This window comes from Pseudomonas aestuarii (assembly GCF_027988105.1).
Lineage (GTDB): Bacteria > Pseudomonadota > Gammaproteobacteria > Pseudomonadales > Pseudomonadaceae > Aquipseudomonas > Aquipseudomonas aestuarii.
Genome location: NZ_JAQJZJ010000001.1, coordinates 606,623 through 622,015 on the forward strand (window position 1 = coordinate 606,623; position 15,393 = coordinate 622,015).

Genomic DNA, 15,393 nt, shown 5'->3' on the forward strand with positions numbered 1-15,393 from the left:
ATTGCTAATCGCACATTAGGAGAACTGATTTGTTCGACTACAAGCTGCTGGCGGCCCTGGCGGCGGTGGTGGAGCAGGCCGGCTTCGAGCGCGCCGCCCAGGTGCTCGGCCTGTCCCAGTCGGCGGTGTCGCAGCGGATCAAGCTGCTCGAGGCACGGGTCGGCCAGCCGGTGCTGGTGCGCGCGACCCCGCCGACGGCGACCGAGATCGGTCGCCGGCTGCTCAACCACGTGCAGCAGGTGCGCCTGCTCGAGCGCGACCTGCAGGAGCAGGTGCCGGCGTTGGACGAAGGCGGCTTGCCCGAGCGCCTGCGCCTCGCCCTCAATGCCGACAGCCTGGCGACTTGGTGGGCGCCGGCGCTGGGCGAGTTCTGCGCCGAGCAGCGGGTCCTGCTGGACCTGGTGGTGGAGGATCAGGAGGTCGGTCTCAAGCGCATGCGCGCCGGCGAGGTGGCCGGTTGCGTCTGCGCCGCCGAACGTCCGTTGGCCGGCGCCCGCTCGCTGGCGCTGGGCGCCATGCGCTATCGGGCGCTGGCCAGTCCGGCCTTCATCGCCCGGCACTTCCCGGACGGCGTGATGGCCGCGCAGCTGGCGCGGGTGCCGGCGATCGTGTTCGGCCCGGATGACCAGTTGCAGCATCGCTACCTGGCCGGGTTGGGCGTGGCGGGTGGCTTCGCCCATCACCTGTGCCCGTCCTCCGAGGGCTTCGTGCGCTTGATCAGTGCCGGTCTGGGCTGGGGGCTGGTGCCCGAGCTGCAGGTCGAGCCGGCGCTGGCCAGCGGTGCCCTGCAGGAAATCCTCCCGGGACGGCCGCTGGACGTGCCGCTGTACTGGCACCACTGGCGCAACGGCGGCGAACTGATGGCGACGCTGACCCACCACCTGCGGCAGGCGACGAAGGCCTGGCTGGTGACGCCCGCGGTTTAGAGCTGGAAGTGCGCCACCAGTTGCTGCTGGCTGCCGGCGACTTTCTCCAGGTGCTCGCCGCAGTCGCGGGTATGGGCTGCGGTCTGGCGGTTTTCCCCGGTCATCTGGTGCAGGCGATGCATGTGCTGATTGACCTCCTGGGTGGTCGCCGCCTGCTGCTCGGCGGCCGCGGCGATCTGAAAGGCCAGGGCATGCACGCCCTGCAGCGAGTCGTCGAGGTGAGCGAGCGAGCCGAGCACGGCCTGGGTCTGCTCCTCCAGGGCGCGGGCCTGGGTGGTCGAGTCCTGCATGCAGCCCTGCGCCTCGTTGGACGAGGCACCGATGCTGGCGATGGTCTGCTCGATTTCTTCGGTGGCGGTACGGGTGCGCAGGGCCAGGCTGCGCACCTCGTCGGCGACCACGGCAAAGCCGCGACCCTGTTCGCCGGCACGGGCTGCCTCGATGGCGGCATTGAGGGCGAGCAGGTTGGTCTGCTCGGCGATGCCGCGAATCACCGCCAGCACCGAACCGACCTGCTGGCTGCTGGCGGCCAGGGTGTGCACCACGCCGTCGGCCTGGCGCAGGCCGGCGAGCAGCTGGTCCTGACGGCCGATCATGCGCTGCAGGGTGACCTGCATGGCGGTGAAGGCCTCGCGCGCCGCGGCGCTGCCATCGGCGCTCTGGCTGGCATTGGCGGCGATCTCCTGCACGGTGGCGGCCATCTGGTCGACCGCACTGACCACCATCTCCAGCGCTTCCTGCTGCTGGTCGAGGCGGCTGCTGGTCTGGCCGGCGGCGCCGAGGATATCGCCACTGGCATCGCCGACCGCCTGGCTGGCGTGGCGCAGCTGTTCGATCACCGTGCGCCAGGCCCCGGCCATTTCATGCAGGGCCTGCATCAGGCCACTGTGACCGGGCGCCTGCGCGGGCAGGCGCAGCTCGCCCGCGGCCAGACGGCGGGCCAGGGCCGCCATGCTGCTCGGCTCGCCGCCCAGGGGGCGCATCACGCTCCGGCTGACCAGCCAGGTCGCCAGGGCTACCGCGCCAATGGTCAGCAGACCGAGCACCAGCATCTGCCACATCAGTTGGCGCACCGCGGCAAAAGCCTGTGACTGGTCCATCTCGGCGATCAATGCCCAGTGCTGGTCGCCAAATTCGAGCGGTACGAACGCCTTGAAGGCCGCCTGGCCATTTAGGCCTGGTTCGGCCAGGCGCCCCTGCTGGCCCTGCAGGGCCTGGGTGATTGCCGTGCCGGCGAGCGCCGTGCCCGGCTGCTCGTCGCGGCTGACCCGTTGTTCGGCGAAGCGTGCCGAGTCGGAGCGCAGCAGGCCGTCGGCCCCGACCAGGTAGGTCTCTCCGGCTTCGCCGAGGCCCTGGCGGGTCTGCATCACCTGATTGAGCGGGGCGATTGGCAGCTCCAGCATCAGCAGGGCCAGTAGCTCACCGTCGGCGATGATCGGCGCGGCCAGGAACTGGCTGGGTTCGCCGCTCTGCGGGTTGATCACCAGGTCGCCGATCTGTATCTGCTGACTGCTCAGGGCGGCCTTGGCCAGCCGGGCCATGGGCAGGTCGCGCCATGCGCCGTCGTTGAGGTTCTGCTGATAGTCGGTGCCGCGCTGCACGCTGAAGATCACGCCGGCGTCGCTGTCGATCAGCTTCAGCTCACTGAAACCGAAGGTCTTGATGAAGTTCTCGAAGATCGGCCGGTCGTAGTTGGCCGCGCTGACCAGTGCCGCATCGTTCAGGCCTTGATAACTGGTGGCCAGGTTGCTGGCCAGGGTGCTGAGCTGGTTGTGCCGTGACTGCCAGTTGTCCAGCAATTGCCGCTGTTTGATATTCGCGACAGCCTCCAGGGCGTTGAGGGTCTGTTCCTGCAGCGCCTGGCTGGCCTGGTGGTAGGCGGTAAAAGCCATGGCGAGCACCGGGATCAGGCCAATTGCCAGGTAGCTGAGGGCGAGTCTGAGGCGTAATGGCATGTCGGGGGCTCCGCGGGTAGAAGGGTTACACAGTGAAAGGGCTGTTGAATATTCTGCAAGATTCGTGCGAATTACTTGACGGGTGTAAGAAATAAGCAGCGGCACACTCGTGCAGCCGCCATCCTGCCTGGCTGCGCAGGGGCGAGAGGCGCACCGCGTCGACGGAACAGAAGGGCGGGGGGGGGGTGGCTCAGGGCGGGGTGCACGCGCTTTGCACCGATGCGGTGCTTGACGCTGGCGGACGGCGGATTGCGCTCCGGCTGGGCGCAATCCACCCAGCCGGGCATTCAGGCAATGATGATCTTGCCTGAGCCGGGCAGTTGCTCCACGCAGCGTTCGCCGAACAATCGGGAGGGGGTGAAGTAGCCGCCGGGGCCGCTGTAGGCCAGGAGGTGACCGACTGCCAGTAGCGCGCCATGCACGGTCACCTGATAGCCGTTGGCCGTTTCCAGGTGGGCGGTTTTCATCTGGCCGGCGGCGTTGCGTACTTCGCCCCACAGCCAGGTGCGCTGCTGTTCGCGGCTGGCCTGATCGGGGCCCGAAACGCGCCTGTCGACCAGGCGCTTGAGCCAGTGCTGGACGCCATCCAGGCCGAGCAGTGGGCGCAGCGGGTCGACCAGGCGCATGCCGATGGCCAGGGCGGTCGGGGCAGACAGATAGACCTCGATGTTGTCGATGCCGGTCGAATAATAGGCCGTCGCCACGTCGCCCCAGGGAATGCTGACTGCGGATTTTTCGCCGCGGCCGAAGTCGATCTGGCGGCGCCTATAGCCCAGCGGCACATCGGTGATGATGCCCGCGCGGCGTACCTTGCCGCCCAACTTGAAGCCTTCCACCAGGGTCTTGGCAGTGCCCGGCGATAGCCCGCTGGCCGTGTCGAAACCCAGTGCCAGGTGGCTGGCATCGGGCAGCGCCTGGTGCAGGCAGGCCGCCAGGCAATCACTGGGGATGACGTCGAAGCCAACGCCGGGGCAGACCACCAGGCCGGCCTCCCGGGCTTGCCGGTCACGGCCGTGAGCCGCTTCGAACACGCCGATCTCGCCGGTGATATCGACATAATGGGTCGCGCTGGCCAGGCAGGCATCGAGCATCGGCGCGCTGGTGGCGGAAAAAGGGCCGGCGCAGTGGACGACCAGCGCTACATCGGCCAGTGCCTCGCGCGCACGCTCGGGCTGGGCAATGTCGAAAATCCGGCATTCCAGGCCGAGCAGGCTGCCCAGGGCATGCACCGCCGCCGGGTTGCGACCGGCCAGAATAGGCGTCAGGCCCTGGCGCTGCGCTTCGGCGGCCAGCAGGTGGCCGGTGTAACCGTTGGCGCCGTAGATCATCCAGTTGCTCGTGGTCATGCCTGACTCCTGTGGGGGGGATGCGCTGAATAACAGCGTAGTAGCTATATGCCGGCTGTCGTGTATCCCGGTGGCGGCCGCCTGGTTCGCTCGGTCGCTGTTCTGGCGAGTTGCGACACGGCGGGCCGGCGTCGGCACTGCTAGAGTGCGCAGACGGTCAAGTACGGCGGGGAGTGGCGATGAAGATTCTGGTTACCGGTGCGAGTGGCTTTATCGGCGGTCGCTTCGCCCGCTTCGCCTTGGAACAGGGCTTGAGTGTGCGGGTCAATGGCCGCCGCGCAGAAGGGGTGGCGCACCTGGTCGAACGCGGCGCCGAGTTCATCCAGGGCGACTTGTCCGACCCCGAACTGGTGCAGCGGCTCTGCCAGGACGCCGAGGCGGTGGTGCACTGCGCCGGTGCCGTCGGCGTGTGGGGCAGCTATCAGCACTTCTATCAGGCCAATGTGGTGGTGACCGAGAACGTGATTGACGGCTGTTTGAAGCAGCGCGTGCGGCGCTTGGTGCACCTGTCCTCGCCGTCGATCTATTTCGATGGCCAGTCGCACGTGGCGATCAAGGAAGAGCAGGTGCCCACCCAGTTCTTCGATCATTACGGCAAGACCAAGTACCTGGCCGAACAGCAGGTATTTGGCGCCCAGGCGTTCGGTCTCGAGGTTCTGGCCTTGCGCCCGCGCTCGGTCACGGGGGCCGGCGATACCAGTCTCTTTCCCAGGTTGATCAATATGCAGCGCAAGGGGCGCCTGTCGATCATCGGCGACGGCCTGAACCGGGTCGACTTCACCAGCATGCAGAATCTCAACGATGCCTTGTTCAGCTGCCTGCTGGCTGCCGGACCGGCGCTGGGCAAAGCCTACAACATCAGCAACGGCGCCCCGGTCCCTTTGTGGGATGCGGTCAATTATGTGTTGCGCCAACTCGAGCTGCCGCCGGTGACCCGGCATCTGCCCTACGCCCTGGCTTATGGCGCCGCGGCGCTCAACGAAGGGCTGTGCACGCTGCTGCCAGGTCGCCCCGAGCCCACCCTGTTTCGCCTGGGGGTGGCGCTGATGGCCAAGGATTTCTCACTGGATATCAGTCGTGCCCGCGAATACCTGGACTATGAGCCGCAGGTCAGCCTGTGGACGGCGCTGGATGAGTTCTGCCTGTGGTGGAGGGCCCAGCATCCCGGCTGAAAACGCTCAGCCCAGGCTGAAGGCTCAGGCGTAGACCCGCTGGCCGCGGTACATGCGCAGCGAACCGCTCGGCGGTTTGGCCTGTGGGTCTTCAATCAGCCGTGGATGGCCAGCCTGCAGGCGGGGCGTCGAGCCCTCGGCCGTAGGGGCAAACGGTCGGTCACTGTACTGGGCGAGGAGCTGACCGAGCTGGCGCGTCTCTGCGCTGGTCGATGTCAGGCAGGCGCTGAGCATGCTGCTGATCGCATCCGGCTGGCTCATGCGGATATCCACTGCCAGTTCCTCGCGCAGCCTGCGGCGCAAACGCTTCATGCAATCCAACACTTCTCTGTTCAGTTCCATATGCCTTCCCCCTGTGCTTGGAGTGGGCTGGGTGTCACTCATCCTGAAGGACACGAAGCTCGTTGTGTCAGGTGCAACCGTTCGGGTCGCCGCCGCCATCGCCACCACCCCGACCCCGGGTGCTGCGAGTAGCTCGCAGATGGTTAAGTGCAAAGCGCATACCAGTTCACATTATGTGGAACTGCGCGCCCTGCAGCCGGTCTCTGAGGCAGTGCCGCGCTCTGCGTCGGTGCGAGTTGCACTGGCTTGGCGCGCCGCTGAAGCGTCGCGCGCTAACCGGTATACTGGCCGGCATTTCGTGTCCTTAGCGTTTTCTAAAGGTTTACTCATGCGTAACGATGCCCACGACGAACTCGATCATGTGCCCAGCCTGACCACCGACCAGCGTGATCGTGATTATTTGGAAACGGGTCACCAGGAGTCCGCCTTGCGCATGCCAGCGCGCGCCGCTGCACCCAAGGCGGCCGGCACCGGCGCGCTGTGGGCGTTGGTCGGCGCCCTGACGATCGCCCTCGGTGGGCTGGGCTGGTGGAGTTTCCAGCAGATCAGCCTGATGGAGCAGCAATTGGTGGCCACCCAGGAAAGCTTCGCGCGGATCAGCGAGGAAGCTGCCGGGCGTATCCAGGACATCAACGGCAAGGTGGTGGCGACCGAGTCCACGGTCACCAGCGGCAGTGAAGCGCTCAAGCTGCAAGTCAAACAGCTGGAAAGCAAGCTGGCCGAACTGAACAAGCAGCAGCAGGGCGTGGCCGGTCAGCAGAGTGGCCAGGACAAGCGCATCGAGCAGTTGGCCGCCGAGTTGAAGACTCAGCAGGGCGCGACCAGCCAGTTCGATGGCAGCCTGAAGAGCCTGAGTAGCGAGCAGGCCGCGCTGAAAAAAGCTCAGGCGTCGTTGCAAACCGAGCAGGCGGCCCTGAAAACCGCGCAAGCCGGGTCGGCCAAGCTCGACGGTCAACTGCAAGGCCTGAGTGACGAGGTCGCGGCGCTGAAAAAGATCGGCAATCCGAATCAGGCCATCGGCCGTCTGGAGCAGGATCTGCTGGTGTTGCGCAGCGAACTGGACAACCGTCCTGCGGCGAAAAGCAACACCGCCGAGTTCGATGCCTTCCGGGCGCAGATGACCCGCAACATCAGCACCCTGCAGAACCAGATCCAGAACCTGCAGCAGCAAATCGACGCGCGCTGACCGGCACGCTCAATACCGCCCATGCGCCCACACCAACCATGCTCGCCGGTCGGTTCGGGCGTTCAGGGCGCCTGACGCATGCGCCGGCGGAATGCCCCCGGGGTTTCGCCGCAGAGTTGCTTGAAGCGTTTGGCGAAGCTCGCCCGATCGGCATAACCGACCTGTTCGGCCACCTGCTCCAGCGAGCGCGCGGGCTGGCGCAGGGCGTTCTGTGCGGCGCCGATGCGCAGGCGCTGCAGGTAGTCGTTGGGCGTCAGTCCGGTACTCGTCTTGAACCGGCGCAACAAGGTGCGCGGCGAGCAATTGGCCCGTTCAGCCAGGCGTTTGAGGTCGATCGGCTCGGCGTGATGACGCTGCATCCAGTCCAGTAGCGGGGCCAGTGGGCTATCGGCGCCGCTGCTGGCCGGCAGCAGCGGGGCAAACCGCGACTGCTGGCCGCGCTGGGTGTCGAACACCAGCGCGTTGGCGACTTGTTGCGCGAGCCACTCACCGGCATACCGGGTGATCAGGTACAGGCACAGGTCCAGTCCGGCATGGGCGCCGCCTGAGCTGTGCAGGTTACCGTCGTGGCAGAGCAGTGCGTCGATTTCCAGGTGTACCAGCGGGAAGCGCTGGCGGAACTGGCTGGCCAATGCCCAGTGGGTGGTGGCCCGACGGCCATCGAGCAGGCCGGCGGCGCCGAGCAGGAAGGCGCTGCTGCACAGGCTGGCGATTGCCTGGCTGCTCGGGCGTTGCGCCAGCCAGGGCAGCAAGGCGGCATTGGCGGCAAGACTCAGGTCGATGGCGCTGCCGGTGGCTGGCAGCATCAGCAGATCGGCCCGTTCGGCCAGCGCCAAGCCGCCGTCGACCTGGATCCGCGCGAAGTCGAGGTCGACCGGCTGGGCATCCAGGCTGAAGCGCTGCAGCTTGAACAGGGGCGCCTCGGCCAGGCGGTTGGCCAGGGCGAAGGCATCACAGGCCATGCTCAGGCTGGAGCAGACGGTTTGCGGACAGACATAGAGTGCGAGGGTGAGCATGGCGAGTGACTCATTGCTGGTTTGTGGCGATTATTGACACAAGGTTGGCGTGCGCGCCAATCGCCAGCGGCCCCTTCGCCGGCAATACTGAGGGCACCCTTACCCTTGGAGCCGTTCCCATGACTCACCCCAACGCCGAACTCATCAGCCGTTTCTACCAGGCTTTCCAGCGGCGTGACGCCGAGACCATGGCGACGTGCTATGCCGAGGATGTGCACTTCAGCGACCCGGTGTTCGAGGATTTGCGTGGCAGCGAAGCGGCGGATATGTGGCGAATGTTGACGGCGCGGGCGCAAAATTTCTCGCTGACCTTCGACAATGTCCAGGCCGACGAGCGGCAGGGCAGCGCGCAGTGGGTGGCGACCTATCTGTTCAGCCAGACCGGCAATACGGTGGTCAACCGGATCGAGGCCCATTTCGTCTTTCGTGACGGCAAGATCGTCGAGCACCACGACCATTTCGACCTGTGGCGGTGGGCGCGTCAGGCCTTGGGTATGAAGGGGCTGTTGCTGGGCTGGGCGCCGCCGGTGCAGCACGCCATTCGTCGTCAGGCGGCCAAGGGCCTGGCGCAGTTCAGGGCCTCTCGCTAAGCCTTGATGCAGGGCTTTTAGCCGCAATAGCGAAGCTAATGGTAGGCTTTCCGGTCTGAGCCATCAGCGACGTCAGGCGCAAGTTGTAAACCTGGACGATTCGTTGCATCACAGACCGTTGCTGAACGCGCACTCACCGAGTGCCGTGGTTCTCCAGCCGCCAGACAAGAGCCCGCGCGCCAGGAAGCCTGATCATGAGTGTAATAGTGCTGTGCGCAAGCAAAGCCAAGGCTTGGACGGCGCATGCCGTCACCTCCAGTGGGGTGATTCTGGCCTTGCTGGCCTTGCTGGCTTTACTTGAGGGGCGGCCGCAGGCCTGTCTGCTCTGGCTGGGATTGGCCTTGCTGGTCGATGGTCTGGACGGCACCCTGGCCCGCAAATTCGACGTCAAGGGGGTATTGCCGCACTTCGATGGGGCGACCCTGGACCTGGTGATCGACTACCTCACCTATGTGTTCATCCCGGCGATCTTCGTCTACCGCTTCATCCCCCTGCCCGAATACACCCTGCTGCCTGCGCTCGGACTGATCCTGCTGTCGTCGCTGTTCTGCTTCTGCAACCTCGGCATGAAGAGCCAGGACAACTACTTCGTCGGCTTCCCGGCGGCCTGGAACGTGGTGGTCGTCTACCTCTACCTGCTGGACTTCGACCCCTGGCTAAGCCTCGCCACCATCGTGCTGTTGGCGGGCCTGACCCTGACCACGATGAAATTTCTCCACCCGTTTCGGGTCAAGCAGTTCATGCCACTGAACATCGCCATGACCCTGGTGTGGATGTCGGCCTGTGCCTGGCTGATTGTGCAGTACCCCCTCAACCAGACCTGGCTGCTGGCGGTCTGGGGGCTGGCCTCGGTCTATTTCGTCGCGATCTGCCTGTGGCGTACGGCCCGTGAATGGTTCGCCTGACCCGGTTCGCGGACGGTGCCGGCGATGACTGAGGCCACCGAGAAAACCTGGTTCGTCTACCTGGTGCGGACGCAGAACGGTGCGCTGTATTGCGGCATCAGCGACAACCCGCAGCGGCGTTTCGCCCAGCATCAGAGTGGCAAAGGCGCCCGTTTCTTCCATTCCAGCCCGGCGCTGGCACTGGTCTATATCGAAGCCTGCGCAGGCAAGGGCGATGCCTTGCGCCGGGAGCGAGCGATCAAGCGCCTGGGCAAACCGGCCAAGGAAGTGCTGGTGGCCGCTGGCAGTCTTATCGCTGCGGCTGATAGCACGCTATCACCCTGAGTGGGTAGGCCGTAGTGGTGTGCGCAGGTAAGCTGGCGGCTTATGAATAGTTGCGGAGCCTGTCATGCACGAGTTGATCCTGCACCATTACCCCACCTCGCCGTTTGCCGAGATGACGCGCCTGATGCTGGGCTTCAAGCAATTGTCCTGGCGCTCGGTGATGATCCCCGCGGTGATGCCCAAGCCGGATCTGACCGCCTTGACCGGCGGCTACCGCAAGACGCCGGTGTTGCAGGTCGGCGCCGACATCTATTGCGATACCGCGCTGATCGCCCGGCGTCTGGAGGCGGAAAAAGCCACGCCGGCGTTGTTCCCCGAAGGCCAGGAATTCAATGTCGCCAGCTTCGCCCACTGGGCCAGCGCGCTGGTGTTCCAGCATGCGGTGAGTCTGGTGTTCCAGCCTGAGTCCATCGCTGCGCGCTTCGGTAGCCTGCCGCCGGAATTCCTCAAGACCTTTATCGCCGACCGTACCGCGCTGTTCAGTGGCGGTAATGCCAGCCGCGTGCCGTTGGAACAGGCCAGGCATCAATGGCCGGTGCTGATGAGCCGGTTGCAGCAGCAACTCGAGCGTGAGCAGGGCGACTTCCTGTTCGGCGAACCGTCGCTGGCCGACTTCGCCATGGCCCATCCGCTGTGGTTCCTGCGTGGCACTCCGGTCACCGCACCGCTGGTTGACGAGTATCCGGCCGTGGCGGCCTGGCTCGGCCGGGTGTTGGGCTTCGGTCATGGTGCGCACAGCGAGATGAGCGGTGAAGAAGCCGTGGCGATCGCGCGTGAGGCCACCCCGGCAGCCCTTCCCGGCGAGGCATTGACTGACCCGAATGGTTTCACGCTCGGCCAGCAAGTGGCCATTGCGGCCATTGATTACGGCGTCGATCCGGTCGAGGGCGAGTTGTTGTTCAGTGGCAGCGAAGAGCTGATCCTGCGTCGCGAAGATCCGCGTGCCGGGCTTGTGCATGTGCATTTTCCGCGCATGGGCTTTCGCATCGAGGCGCGCTGAGGCACACCTAGCAGCCTGTCGGACTTGACCGTCCGTAGCGAGGGAAAGTTCGGTTTGAAGCAGTTCTTGCGCGCTTTTGAGGCGAATAGTCGCTCTATTTAACGAGAAAGCGCGCAAGAAATGATCAAATCCGGCTTTTCCGCAGTAGGACAGTGTTAAGTCCGACAGGCTGCTAGGGCCTGCGACAGCTGTCGCAGGCTTGGAGGGCCGCCTGGCGCAGGTGCGGTAACTGCAAGGCCAGTAGCTGGAAGTAGGTCAGGCGTTCGTAGCACAGCACCAGTTCGCCGCCGGTGCGGCTGTACCAGGCGTCGGGTGCGCCGCAGCTGACCAGGCGCAGTACCAGGTCACGGGGCAGGCGGTACGTCTCGCTGGCGCGGGCGGCAATGGCCTCCACTTCGCCAGCGCGGCGGATCTGTTCGAGCAGGCGCCGACTCTCTTCCGGGCGCAGGTTCGGCGGCTCGTAGATTACCCGGATACGATGGTCGATCGACTCGCCGGGGCGGCGGCCGTGTAGTTGCTCGACCCAGGCCAGCGCCTGGCGCACCTGGGCGTACTCCTGGTCGCAGTAGAGGGCGCGCTCCACCGGCAAGCCGGTGAGCTTGGGCACCCATTCCAGCCGATCCGGATCGCTGCCGTAGATCAGGCAGGCCAGGTTGTAGAACCGCTGGGCGTCGAGGCTGTGGCTGGCCCAGGCATACACTTGCTCATCCCTCGATTTCGCGCGATGCCATTCCAGCCGCCAGTAATCGGCGATGTCCAGCAGTTTGGCGTAGAAATCGGGGTCGCGCTGACGCCCGATGGAGAGGAACAGGCTGATGAAACCGAGTTGATCGGCGGCATCCTCCTCGCGGCCGAGCAGCGGAAGGTTCAGCTCGGCGATCAGCAGGTGACCCATTTCGTGCGCCAGGGTGAAGCCGGTGTTGACGGCGACGAAGCGCGCGCTGTCGCTGCGCAGGGCTTCCGGTGGCGGTTCTTCGCTGGCCCTGCTCGCCGCGCCGTTCAGCAGCAGTGCCAGGCATAGCGTGGCGTACACCAACAGGCGGCAACACTGGGTCGCAGGACCTGGTTGGCTGCAGGACGGCTTCATCCCCGACTCCTCGCGTCAGACGCTGGAACCTCTTTATCTGACTCTAGCAGCCCGTGGTGCTTGGGGTGGCCTACGCGGGCGCGGCTGCAGCCGCTCAGCGCTTGCTTGCGGCTCGCGCTGAACACCGCCTCAGGGCGCGCCTCAGCGGTTACCCCGGGCGAGCAACGGGAAGGGCCGCTAGTCCGCGCCCTGCAGATCGTCCAGCGTGAACGGCGGCGGGCGATCCGGCCACTCGAGGTGCAGCCGTTCGAATTCGCGGGCCAGCAGGCTGGCCAGCAACCAGTCGCGCAGCCAGCGATGTTCGGCCGGCAGCACATACCAGGGCGCCGACTGGCTGTGGCTGGCCGCCAGCAGTTCGCTCCAGTGTTGCTGGCGCACCTCGTAGCTGCGGTAGGCCAGCAGGTCACTGGCGCGCAGTTTCCAGCGCTTGTCCGGGCGCTGCAGGCGTTGCAGCAGGCGGGCTTTCTGTTCGTCCCGGGAGATCTGCAGGTAGCACTTGAGCGGATGCAGGCGCTGCGCCGGCAGGCCCGCTTCCAGGGCCAGCACGCGCTGCAGCCGAGCGGGCAGTTCGGTGGCGCCGATCAGGCCGTCGAACAGGTCGCTGGCCAGGCCTTCGTAGTAACTGCGGTTGAACACCCCGAGCAGTCCGGGGTCGGGCAGCCGGCGCCGATAGCGCCAGAGGAAATCATGCCGTCGCTCGCCGGCATCCGGTTGCTTGAAACTGTGCAGGCGCAGGCCTTGCGGGTCGATGCTATTGAGCACGCGGCGGATCACGCCGTCCTTGCCGGCGCAGTCCGGGCCTTGCAGCACCAGCAGCAGGGCGTCCTGGCCGTTGGCCCAGAGCCGGCGCTGCTGGTCGTTGAGCCAGGCGCGCAGTTCGGCCAAGGCCAGTTGCGCGGTCGTTCTCTGCAGGCCGAAATCGCGCGCCGGATCCTGGGCAAAAGGGGCCGCCGGATCGAGCAGGCAATCGTCGAGCACACTGTCGGGCAGGCGTGACATGGCACAGTGCCTCGCAGGTCATGAAACTATCGAACCCAGCAGCACGAGTACCTGCGGTTGCTTGCCGTCGGCACTCGGTCGTTCAGTCCTTGCGGCGTTTCAGCTGATCGGTCAGTTGGGTCGGCAGGTTGCGCAGGATCAGGGTGCCCTGGCTCTCGTCGTATTCGACTTTCGAGCCGAGCAGGTGGGCTTCGAAGCTGATCGACAGGCCTTCGGCGCGACCGGTGAAACGCTGGAACTGGCTGAGGGTGCGCTTGTCGGCGGGAATTTCCGGCGACAGGCCGTAGTCCTTGTTGCGGATATGCTCGTAGAAGGCGCGCGGGCGCTCCTCGTCGATCAGCCCGGAGAGTTCCTGCAGGCCCATGGGCTCGCCGATCTTGGCCTGACTGCTGGCGTAGTCGACCAGGGTCTTGGTTTTTTCCCGCGCCGCTTCTTCTGGCAGGTCCTCGCTTTCGACGAAGTCGCTGAAGGCTTTCAGCAGGGTGCGGGTCTCGCCCGGCCCGTCGACGCCTTCCTGGCAGCCGATAAAGTCGCGGAAGTACTCCGACACCTTCTTGCCGTTCTTGCCCTTGATAAAGGAGATGTACTGCTTGGAGTTGGCGTTGTTCTGCCATTCGGAAATGTTGATCCGCGCCGCCAGGTGCAACTGGCTCAGGTCCAGGTGCTTGGCGGCGGTCACGTCCAGCGCCTCGTTGACCGCCACGCCCTCGCTGTGATGCAGCAGGGCGATCACCAGGTAGTCGGTCATGCCTTGCTGGTAGTGGGCGAACAGCACATGGCCGCCGGTGGACAGGTTGGACTCCTCCATCAGCTTCTGCAGGTGCTCGACCGCCTGGCGGCTGAACGCGGCGAAGTCCTGGCCGGCGTCGAGGTAGTGCTTCAGCCAGCCACTGAAGGGGTAGGCGCCGGATTCGCCGTGAAACAGGCCCCAGGCCTTGCCCTGCTTGGCGTTGTAGCTCTCGTTGAGGTCGGCGAGCATGTTCTCGACGGCCTGCGAGGCGCCCAGTTCGCTGTCGCGGGCGTGCAGCACGGCGGGCGTGCCATCGGGTTTCTTGTCGATCAGGTGGACGATGCAGTGGCGGATCGGCATGGACGAGCTCTCACAAATCTTCAGCGGTGAACGGGGGCGCTGACAGCGGGCGATGGCCGGTTTCGCTGCCCCGGGAATGCTGCGCAGTTTACCCGAGTGTCTTGGCTTCGGTCGCCCGTCGCTGCTGCAAGGTCTGCAATCGCTCGATCACGTAGCGCAGGTGCACATGCAGCTCGTACAGTTCGTTGGAGTAGGACAGCGGCACCTCGACCTTGGCCAGTTCGTCCTGCAGCTGTTCCAGGCGCGCGATCTCGCTGCCCAGGCGTTCCGGCAGGGTGCCGGCGTCCAGTTGCCGGTCAATCTCGCGCAGGTGCTTGTACCAGCGGTAGATGCGCGCGCGGATGCGCCAGCGATACAGCGGGCCGACGGCCTTGAGCAGCGGTACCAGCACCACGATCAGCGGGATCAGCAGGATGATGTAGCGATCGGCCAGGGACGCGATGCGAAACGGCAGGTAGCGCTGCAGCAGCGGTAGGCCGCTCTTGTAGTAGTGCTCGGCGTCGCTGGACAGCTCGAAGGTGCGTGGCACGGCACTGGGAAAGGCGCCGGCCTGATCGAGCAGGCTGCCGTCCTTCATCACCTCGCGGCTGGCCTCGAGGAACAGTGGCACCAGGCCCGGGTGGAAGTGCTGGTTGATCACCAGGGTGGCCACCGGGGACAGGGTGACGGTGGTCTGCGGCGGGCTGTTCAGCGCCAGGTTGAGCAGGCCCTCCTCGATCGTCACGCGCTTGAAGAACGGCAGGCGGGCTTCATAGGCGGCGGCGCGGCGGAAGTTGGCCAGGCGTAACGCCGGGTTGGCCGCCAGTAGTTGCACCCGGGCGTTCTCCGCCGGGCCGACGAAAAAGGCCGCGTCCAGCTCGCCGGAGTTCAGGGCGGCGGCGGCCTTGTTGCCGCCCAGATTCTGCCAGGTGGCGGGGTACTGCTGCGGGGCGATGGCGTTGGCAGCGAGGATTGCCGCGCTGGCCGCATGGGTGCCGCTGCCGATGCTGCCTAGGGCCAGGCGCAGCGGCAGCAGATCGGCGATGCGCTCGAGCGCAATATCCTTGCGGTAGAACAACCACAGTGGCTCCTGATACACCGCACCGAGGCTTTGCAGGCGGTTTTGCTCGGCGCCACTGAGCTGGCGCTCCAGGCCGCTCTGCACCAGGGCGATCTCGACCTGACTGTCCTGCGCCAGCAGCCGCTCGAGGTTGTCCCGCGAGCCGGCGCTGGGTACCAGGCTCAGCTCGAAGCCCTCCTTGGCCAGCTGCGTCTTGAGCTTCTCGGCAAATAACCGGTAATTGCCCCCCTCCGCACCGGTGGCCATGCTGGCGTGCATCGGCGGCGGCGGGGCGACGAAATAAAACACGGCGCCGACCAGCGCGGCGACCACCGGGACTATCCACAGATTGGCCAGCAGCATGATCTTCAGGTCTTTGACTACGCGGTGCATGGAGCTTCCTTCCGGCGGGTTCG

15 protein-coding genes are annotated in these 15,393 nt (G+C 65.7%); 7 read left to right on the forward strand and 8 right to left on the reverse strand.

From position 1 onward, the window contains the following. Positions 1-29: 29 nt before the first annotated feature. The gene (locus tag PH586_RS02760) at positions 30-926 is read left to right on the forward strand and encodes a LysR family transcriptional regulator ArgP (RefSeq protein ID WP_271346230.1); all 897 of its coding nucleotides are present in this window, start codon (positions 30-32) and stop codon (positions 924-926) included. Here the strand turns inward: PH586_RS02760 and PH586_RS02765 are convergent. Further along, entirely contained in the window at positions 923-2,881 is a 1,959-nt protein-coding gene (locus PH586_RS02765) for a methyl-accepting chemotaxis protein (protein ID WP_271346231.1), read from the reverse strand. The two genes, PH586_RS02760 and PH586_RS02765, sit on opposite strands and share 4 nt — an antisense overlap. A 287-nt stretch (positions 2,882-3,168) precedes the next feature. Further along, positions 3,169-4,227: a saccharopine dehydrogenase family protein gene (locus tag PH586_RS02770; protein WP_271346232.1), complete on the reverse strand. Its 1,059-nt coding sequence runs from the start codon at positions 4,225-4,227 to the stop codon at positions 3,169-3,171. Positions 4,228-4,406: 179 nt separating this feature from the next. On the opposite strand from PH586_RS02770, the gene PH586_RS02775 reads away from it, so the two are divergent. Then, positions 4,407-5,399, forward strand: coding sequence for an NAD-dependent epimerase/dehydratase family protein (locus PH586_RS02775; RefSeq protein WP_271346233.1), 993 nt, complete (start codon positions 4,407-4,409; stop codon positions 5,397-5,399). 24 nt (positions 5,400-5,423) lie between these two features. On the opposite strand, the gene PH586_RS02780 is transcribed toward PH586_RS02775, so the two are convergent. After that, a complete protein-coding gene (locus tag PH586_RS02780) occupies positions 5,424-5,741 on the reverse strand; it encodes a hypothetical protein (protein ID WP_271346234.1) in 318 nt (105 codons plus the stop codon). 328 nt (positions 5,742-6,069) lie between these two features. Between PH586_RS02780 and PH586_RS02785 the strand changes: the two genes are divergently transcribed. Continuing rightward, entirely contained in the window at positions 6,070-6,927 is an 858-nt protein-coding gene (locus PH586_RS02785; protein ID WP_271346235.1) for an ATPase, read from the forward strand. Between the two features lie 62 nt (positions 6,928-6,989). Here the strand turns inward: PH586_RS02785 and PH586_RS02790 are convergent, their stop codons facing one another. After that, positions 6,990-7,943, reverse strand: a complete 954-nt coding sequence (locus PH586_RS02790) for a GlxA family transcriptional regulator (RefSeq protein ID WP_271346236.1) — start codon at positions 7,941-7,943, stop codon at positions 6,990-6,992. Between the two features lie 119 nt (positions 7,944-8,062). On the opposite strand from PH586_RS02790, the gene PH586_RS02795 reads away from it, so the two are divergent. The 4 genes from PH586_RS02795 (at position 8,063) to PH586_RS02810 (ending at position 10,762) form a co-directional block, all read left to right on the forward strand. Further along, positions 8,063-8,533: a nuclear transport factor 2 family protein gene (locus PH586_RS02795; RefSeq protein WP_271346237.1), complete on the forward strand. Its 471-nt coding sequence runs from the start codon at positions 8,063-8,065 to the stop codon at positions 8,531-8,533. 194 nt (positions 8,534-8,727) lie between these two features. Continuing rightward, positions 8,728-9,438, forward strand: a complete 711-nt coding sequence (gene pcsA, locus PH586_RS02800) for a phosphatidylcholine synthase (protein WP_271346238.1) — start codon at positions 8,728-8,730, stop codon at positions 9,436-9,438. Positions 9,439-9,462: 24 nt separating this feature from the next. Beyond that, the gene (locus PH586_RS02805; RefSeq protein ID WP_271346239.1) at positions 9,463-9,762 is read left to right on the forward strand and encodes a GIY-YIG nuclease family protein; all 300 of its coding nucleotides are present in this window, start codon (positions 9,463-9,465) and stop codon (positions 9,760-9,762) included. 64 nt (positions 9,763-9,826) lie between these two features. Then, entirely contained in the window at positions 9,827-10,762 is a 936-nt protein-coding gene (locus tag PH586_RS02810) for a glutathione S-transferase family protein (RefSeq protein WP_271346240.1), read from the forward strand. 172 nt (positions 10,763-10,934) lie between these two features. Here the strand turns inward: PH586_RS02810 and PH586_RS02815 are convergent, their stop codons facing one another. The 4 genes from PH586_RS02815 to PH586_RS02830 form a co-directional block, all read right to left on the reverse strand. Further along, entirely contained in the window at positions 10,935-11,849 is a 915-nt protein-coding gene (locus PH586_RS02815; protein ID WP_271346241.1) for a DUF4344 domain-containing metallopeptidase, read from the reverse strand. A 177-nt stretch (positions 11,850-12,026) separates the two neighbouring features. Then, entirely contained in the window at positions 12,027-12,848 is an 822-nt protein-coding gene (locus PH586_RS02820; protein WP_271346242.1) for a polyphosphate kinase 2 family protein, read from the reverse strand. 82 nt (positions 12,849-12,930) lie between these two features. After that, positions 12,931-13,938, reverse strand: a complete 1,008-nt coding sequence (gene yejK / locus PH586_RS02825) for a nucleoid-associated protein YejK (protein WP_271346243.1) — start codon at positions 13,936-13,938, stop codon at positions 12,931-12,933. 88 nt (positions 13,939-14,026) lie between these two features. Beyond that, entirely contained in the window at positions 14,027-15,370 is a 1,344-nt protein-coding gene (locus PH586_RS02830) for a TAXI family TRAP transporter solute-binding subunit (RefSeq protein WP_271346244.1), read from the reverse strand. Positions 15,371-15,393 lie beyond the last annotated feature (23 nt).

Excerpts from the sequence above, each read along its gene's own strand:
- PH586_RS02785 (WP_271346235.1), top strand. The coding sequence starts at position 6,070 with ATGCGTAACGATGCCCACGACGAACTCGATCATGTGCCCAGCCTGACC.
- PH586_RS02775 (WP_271346233.1), top strand. The coding sequence starts at position 4,407 with ATGAAGATTCTGGTTACCGGTGCGAGTGGCTTTATCGGCGGTCGCTTC.
- PH586_RS02795 (WP_271346237.1), top strand. The coding sequence starts at position 8,063 with ATGACTCACCCCAACGCCGAACTCATCAGCCGTTTCTACCAGGCTTTC.
- PH586_RS02790 (WP_271346236.1), bottom strand. The coding sequence starts at position 7,943 with ATGCTCACCCTCGCACTCTATGTCTGTCCGCAAACCGTCTGCTCCAGC.
- PH586_RS02765 (WP_271346231.1), bottom strand. The coding sequence starts at position 2,881 with ATGCCATTACGCCTCAGACTCGCCCTCAGCTACCTGGCAATTGGCCTG.
- PH586_RS02770 (WP_271346232.1), bottom strand. The coding sequence starts at position 4,227 with ATGACCACGAGCAACTGGATGATCTACGGCGCCAACGGTTACACCGGC.
- pcsA (WP_271346238.1), top strand. The coding sequence starts at position 8,728 with ATGAGTGTAATAGTGCTGTGCGCAAGCAAAGCCAAGGCTTGGACGGCG.
- PH586_RS02815 (WP_271346241.1), bottom strand. The coding sequence starts at position 11,849 with ATGAAGCCGTCCTGCAGCCAACCAGGTCCTGCGACCCAGTGTTGCCGC.
- PH586_RS02780 (WP_271346234.1), bottom strand. The coding sequence starts at position 5,741 with ATGGAACTGAACAGAGAAGTGTTGGATTGCATGAAGCGTTTGCGCCGC.
- PH586_RS02805 (WP_271346239.1), top strand. The coding sequence starts at position 9,463 with ATGACTGAGGCCACCGAGAAAACCTGGTTCGTCTACCTGGTGCGGACG.
- PH586_RS02810 (WP_271346240.1), top strand. The coding sequence starts at position 9,827 with ATGCACGAGTTGATCCTGCACCATTACCCCACCTCGCCGTTTGCCGAG.
- yejK (WP_271346243.1), bottom strand. The coding sequence starts at position 13,938 with ATGCCGATCCGCCACTGCATCGTCCACCTGATCGACAAGAAACCCGAT.
- PH586_RS02830 (WP_271346244.1), bottom strand. The coding sequence starts at position 15,370 with ATGCACCGCGTAGTCAAAGACCTGAAGATCATGCTGCTGGCCAATCTG.
- PH586_RS02820 (WP_271346242.1), bottom strand. The coding sequence starts at position 12,848 with ATGTCACGCCTGCCCGACAGTGTGCTCGACGATTGCCTGCTCGATCCG.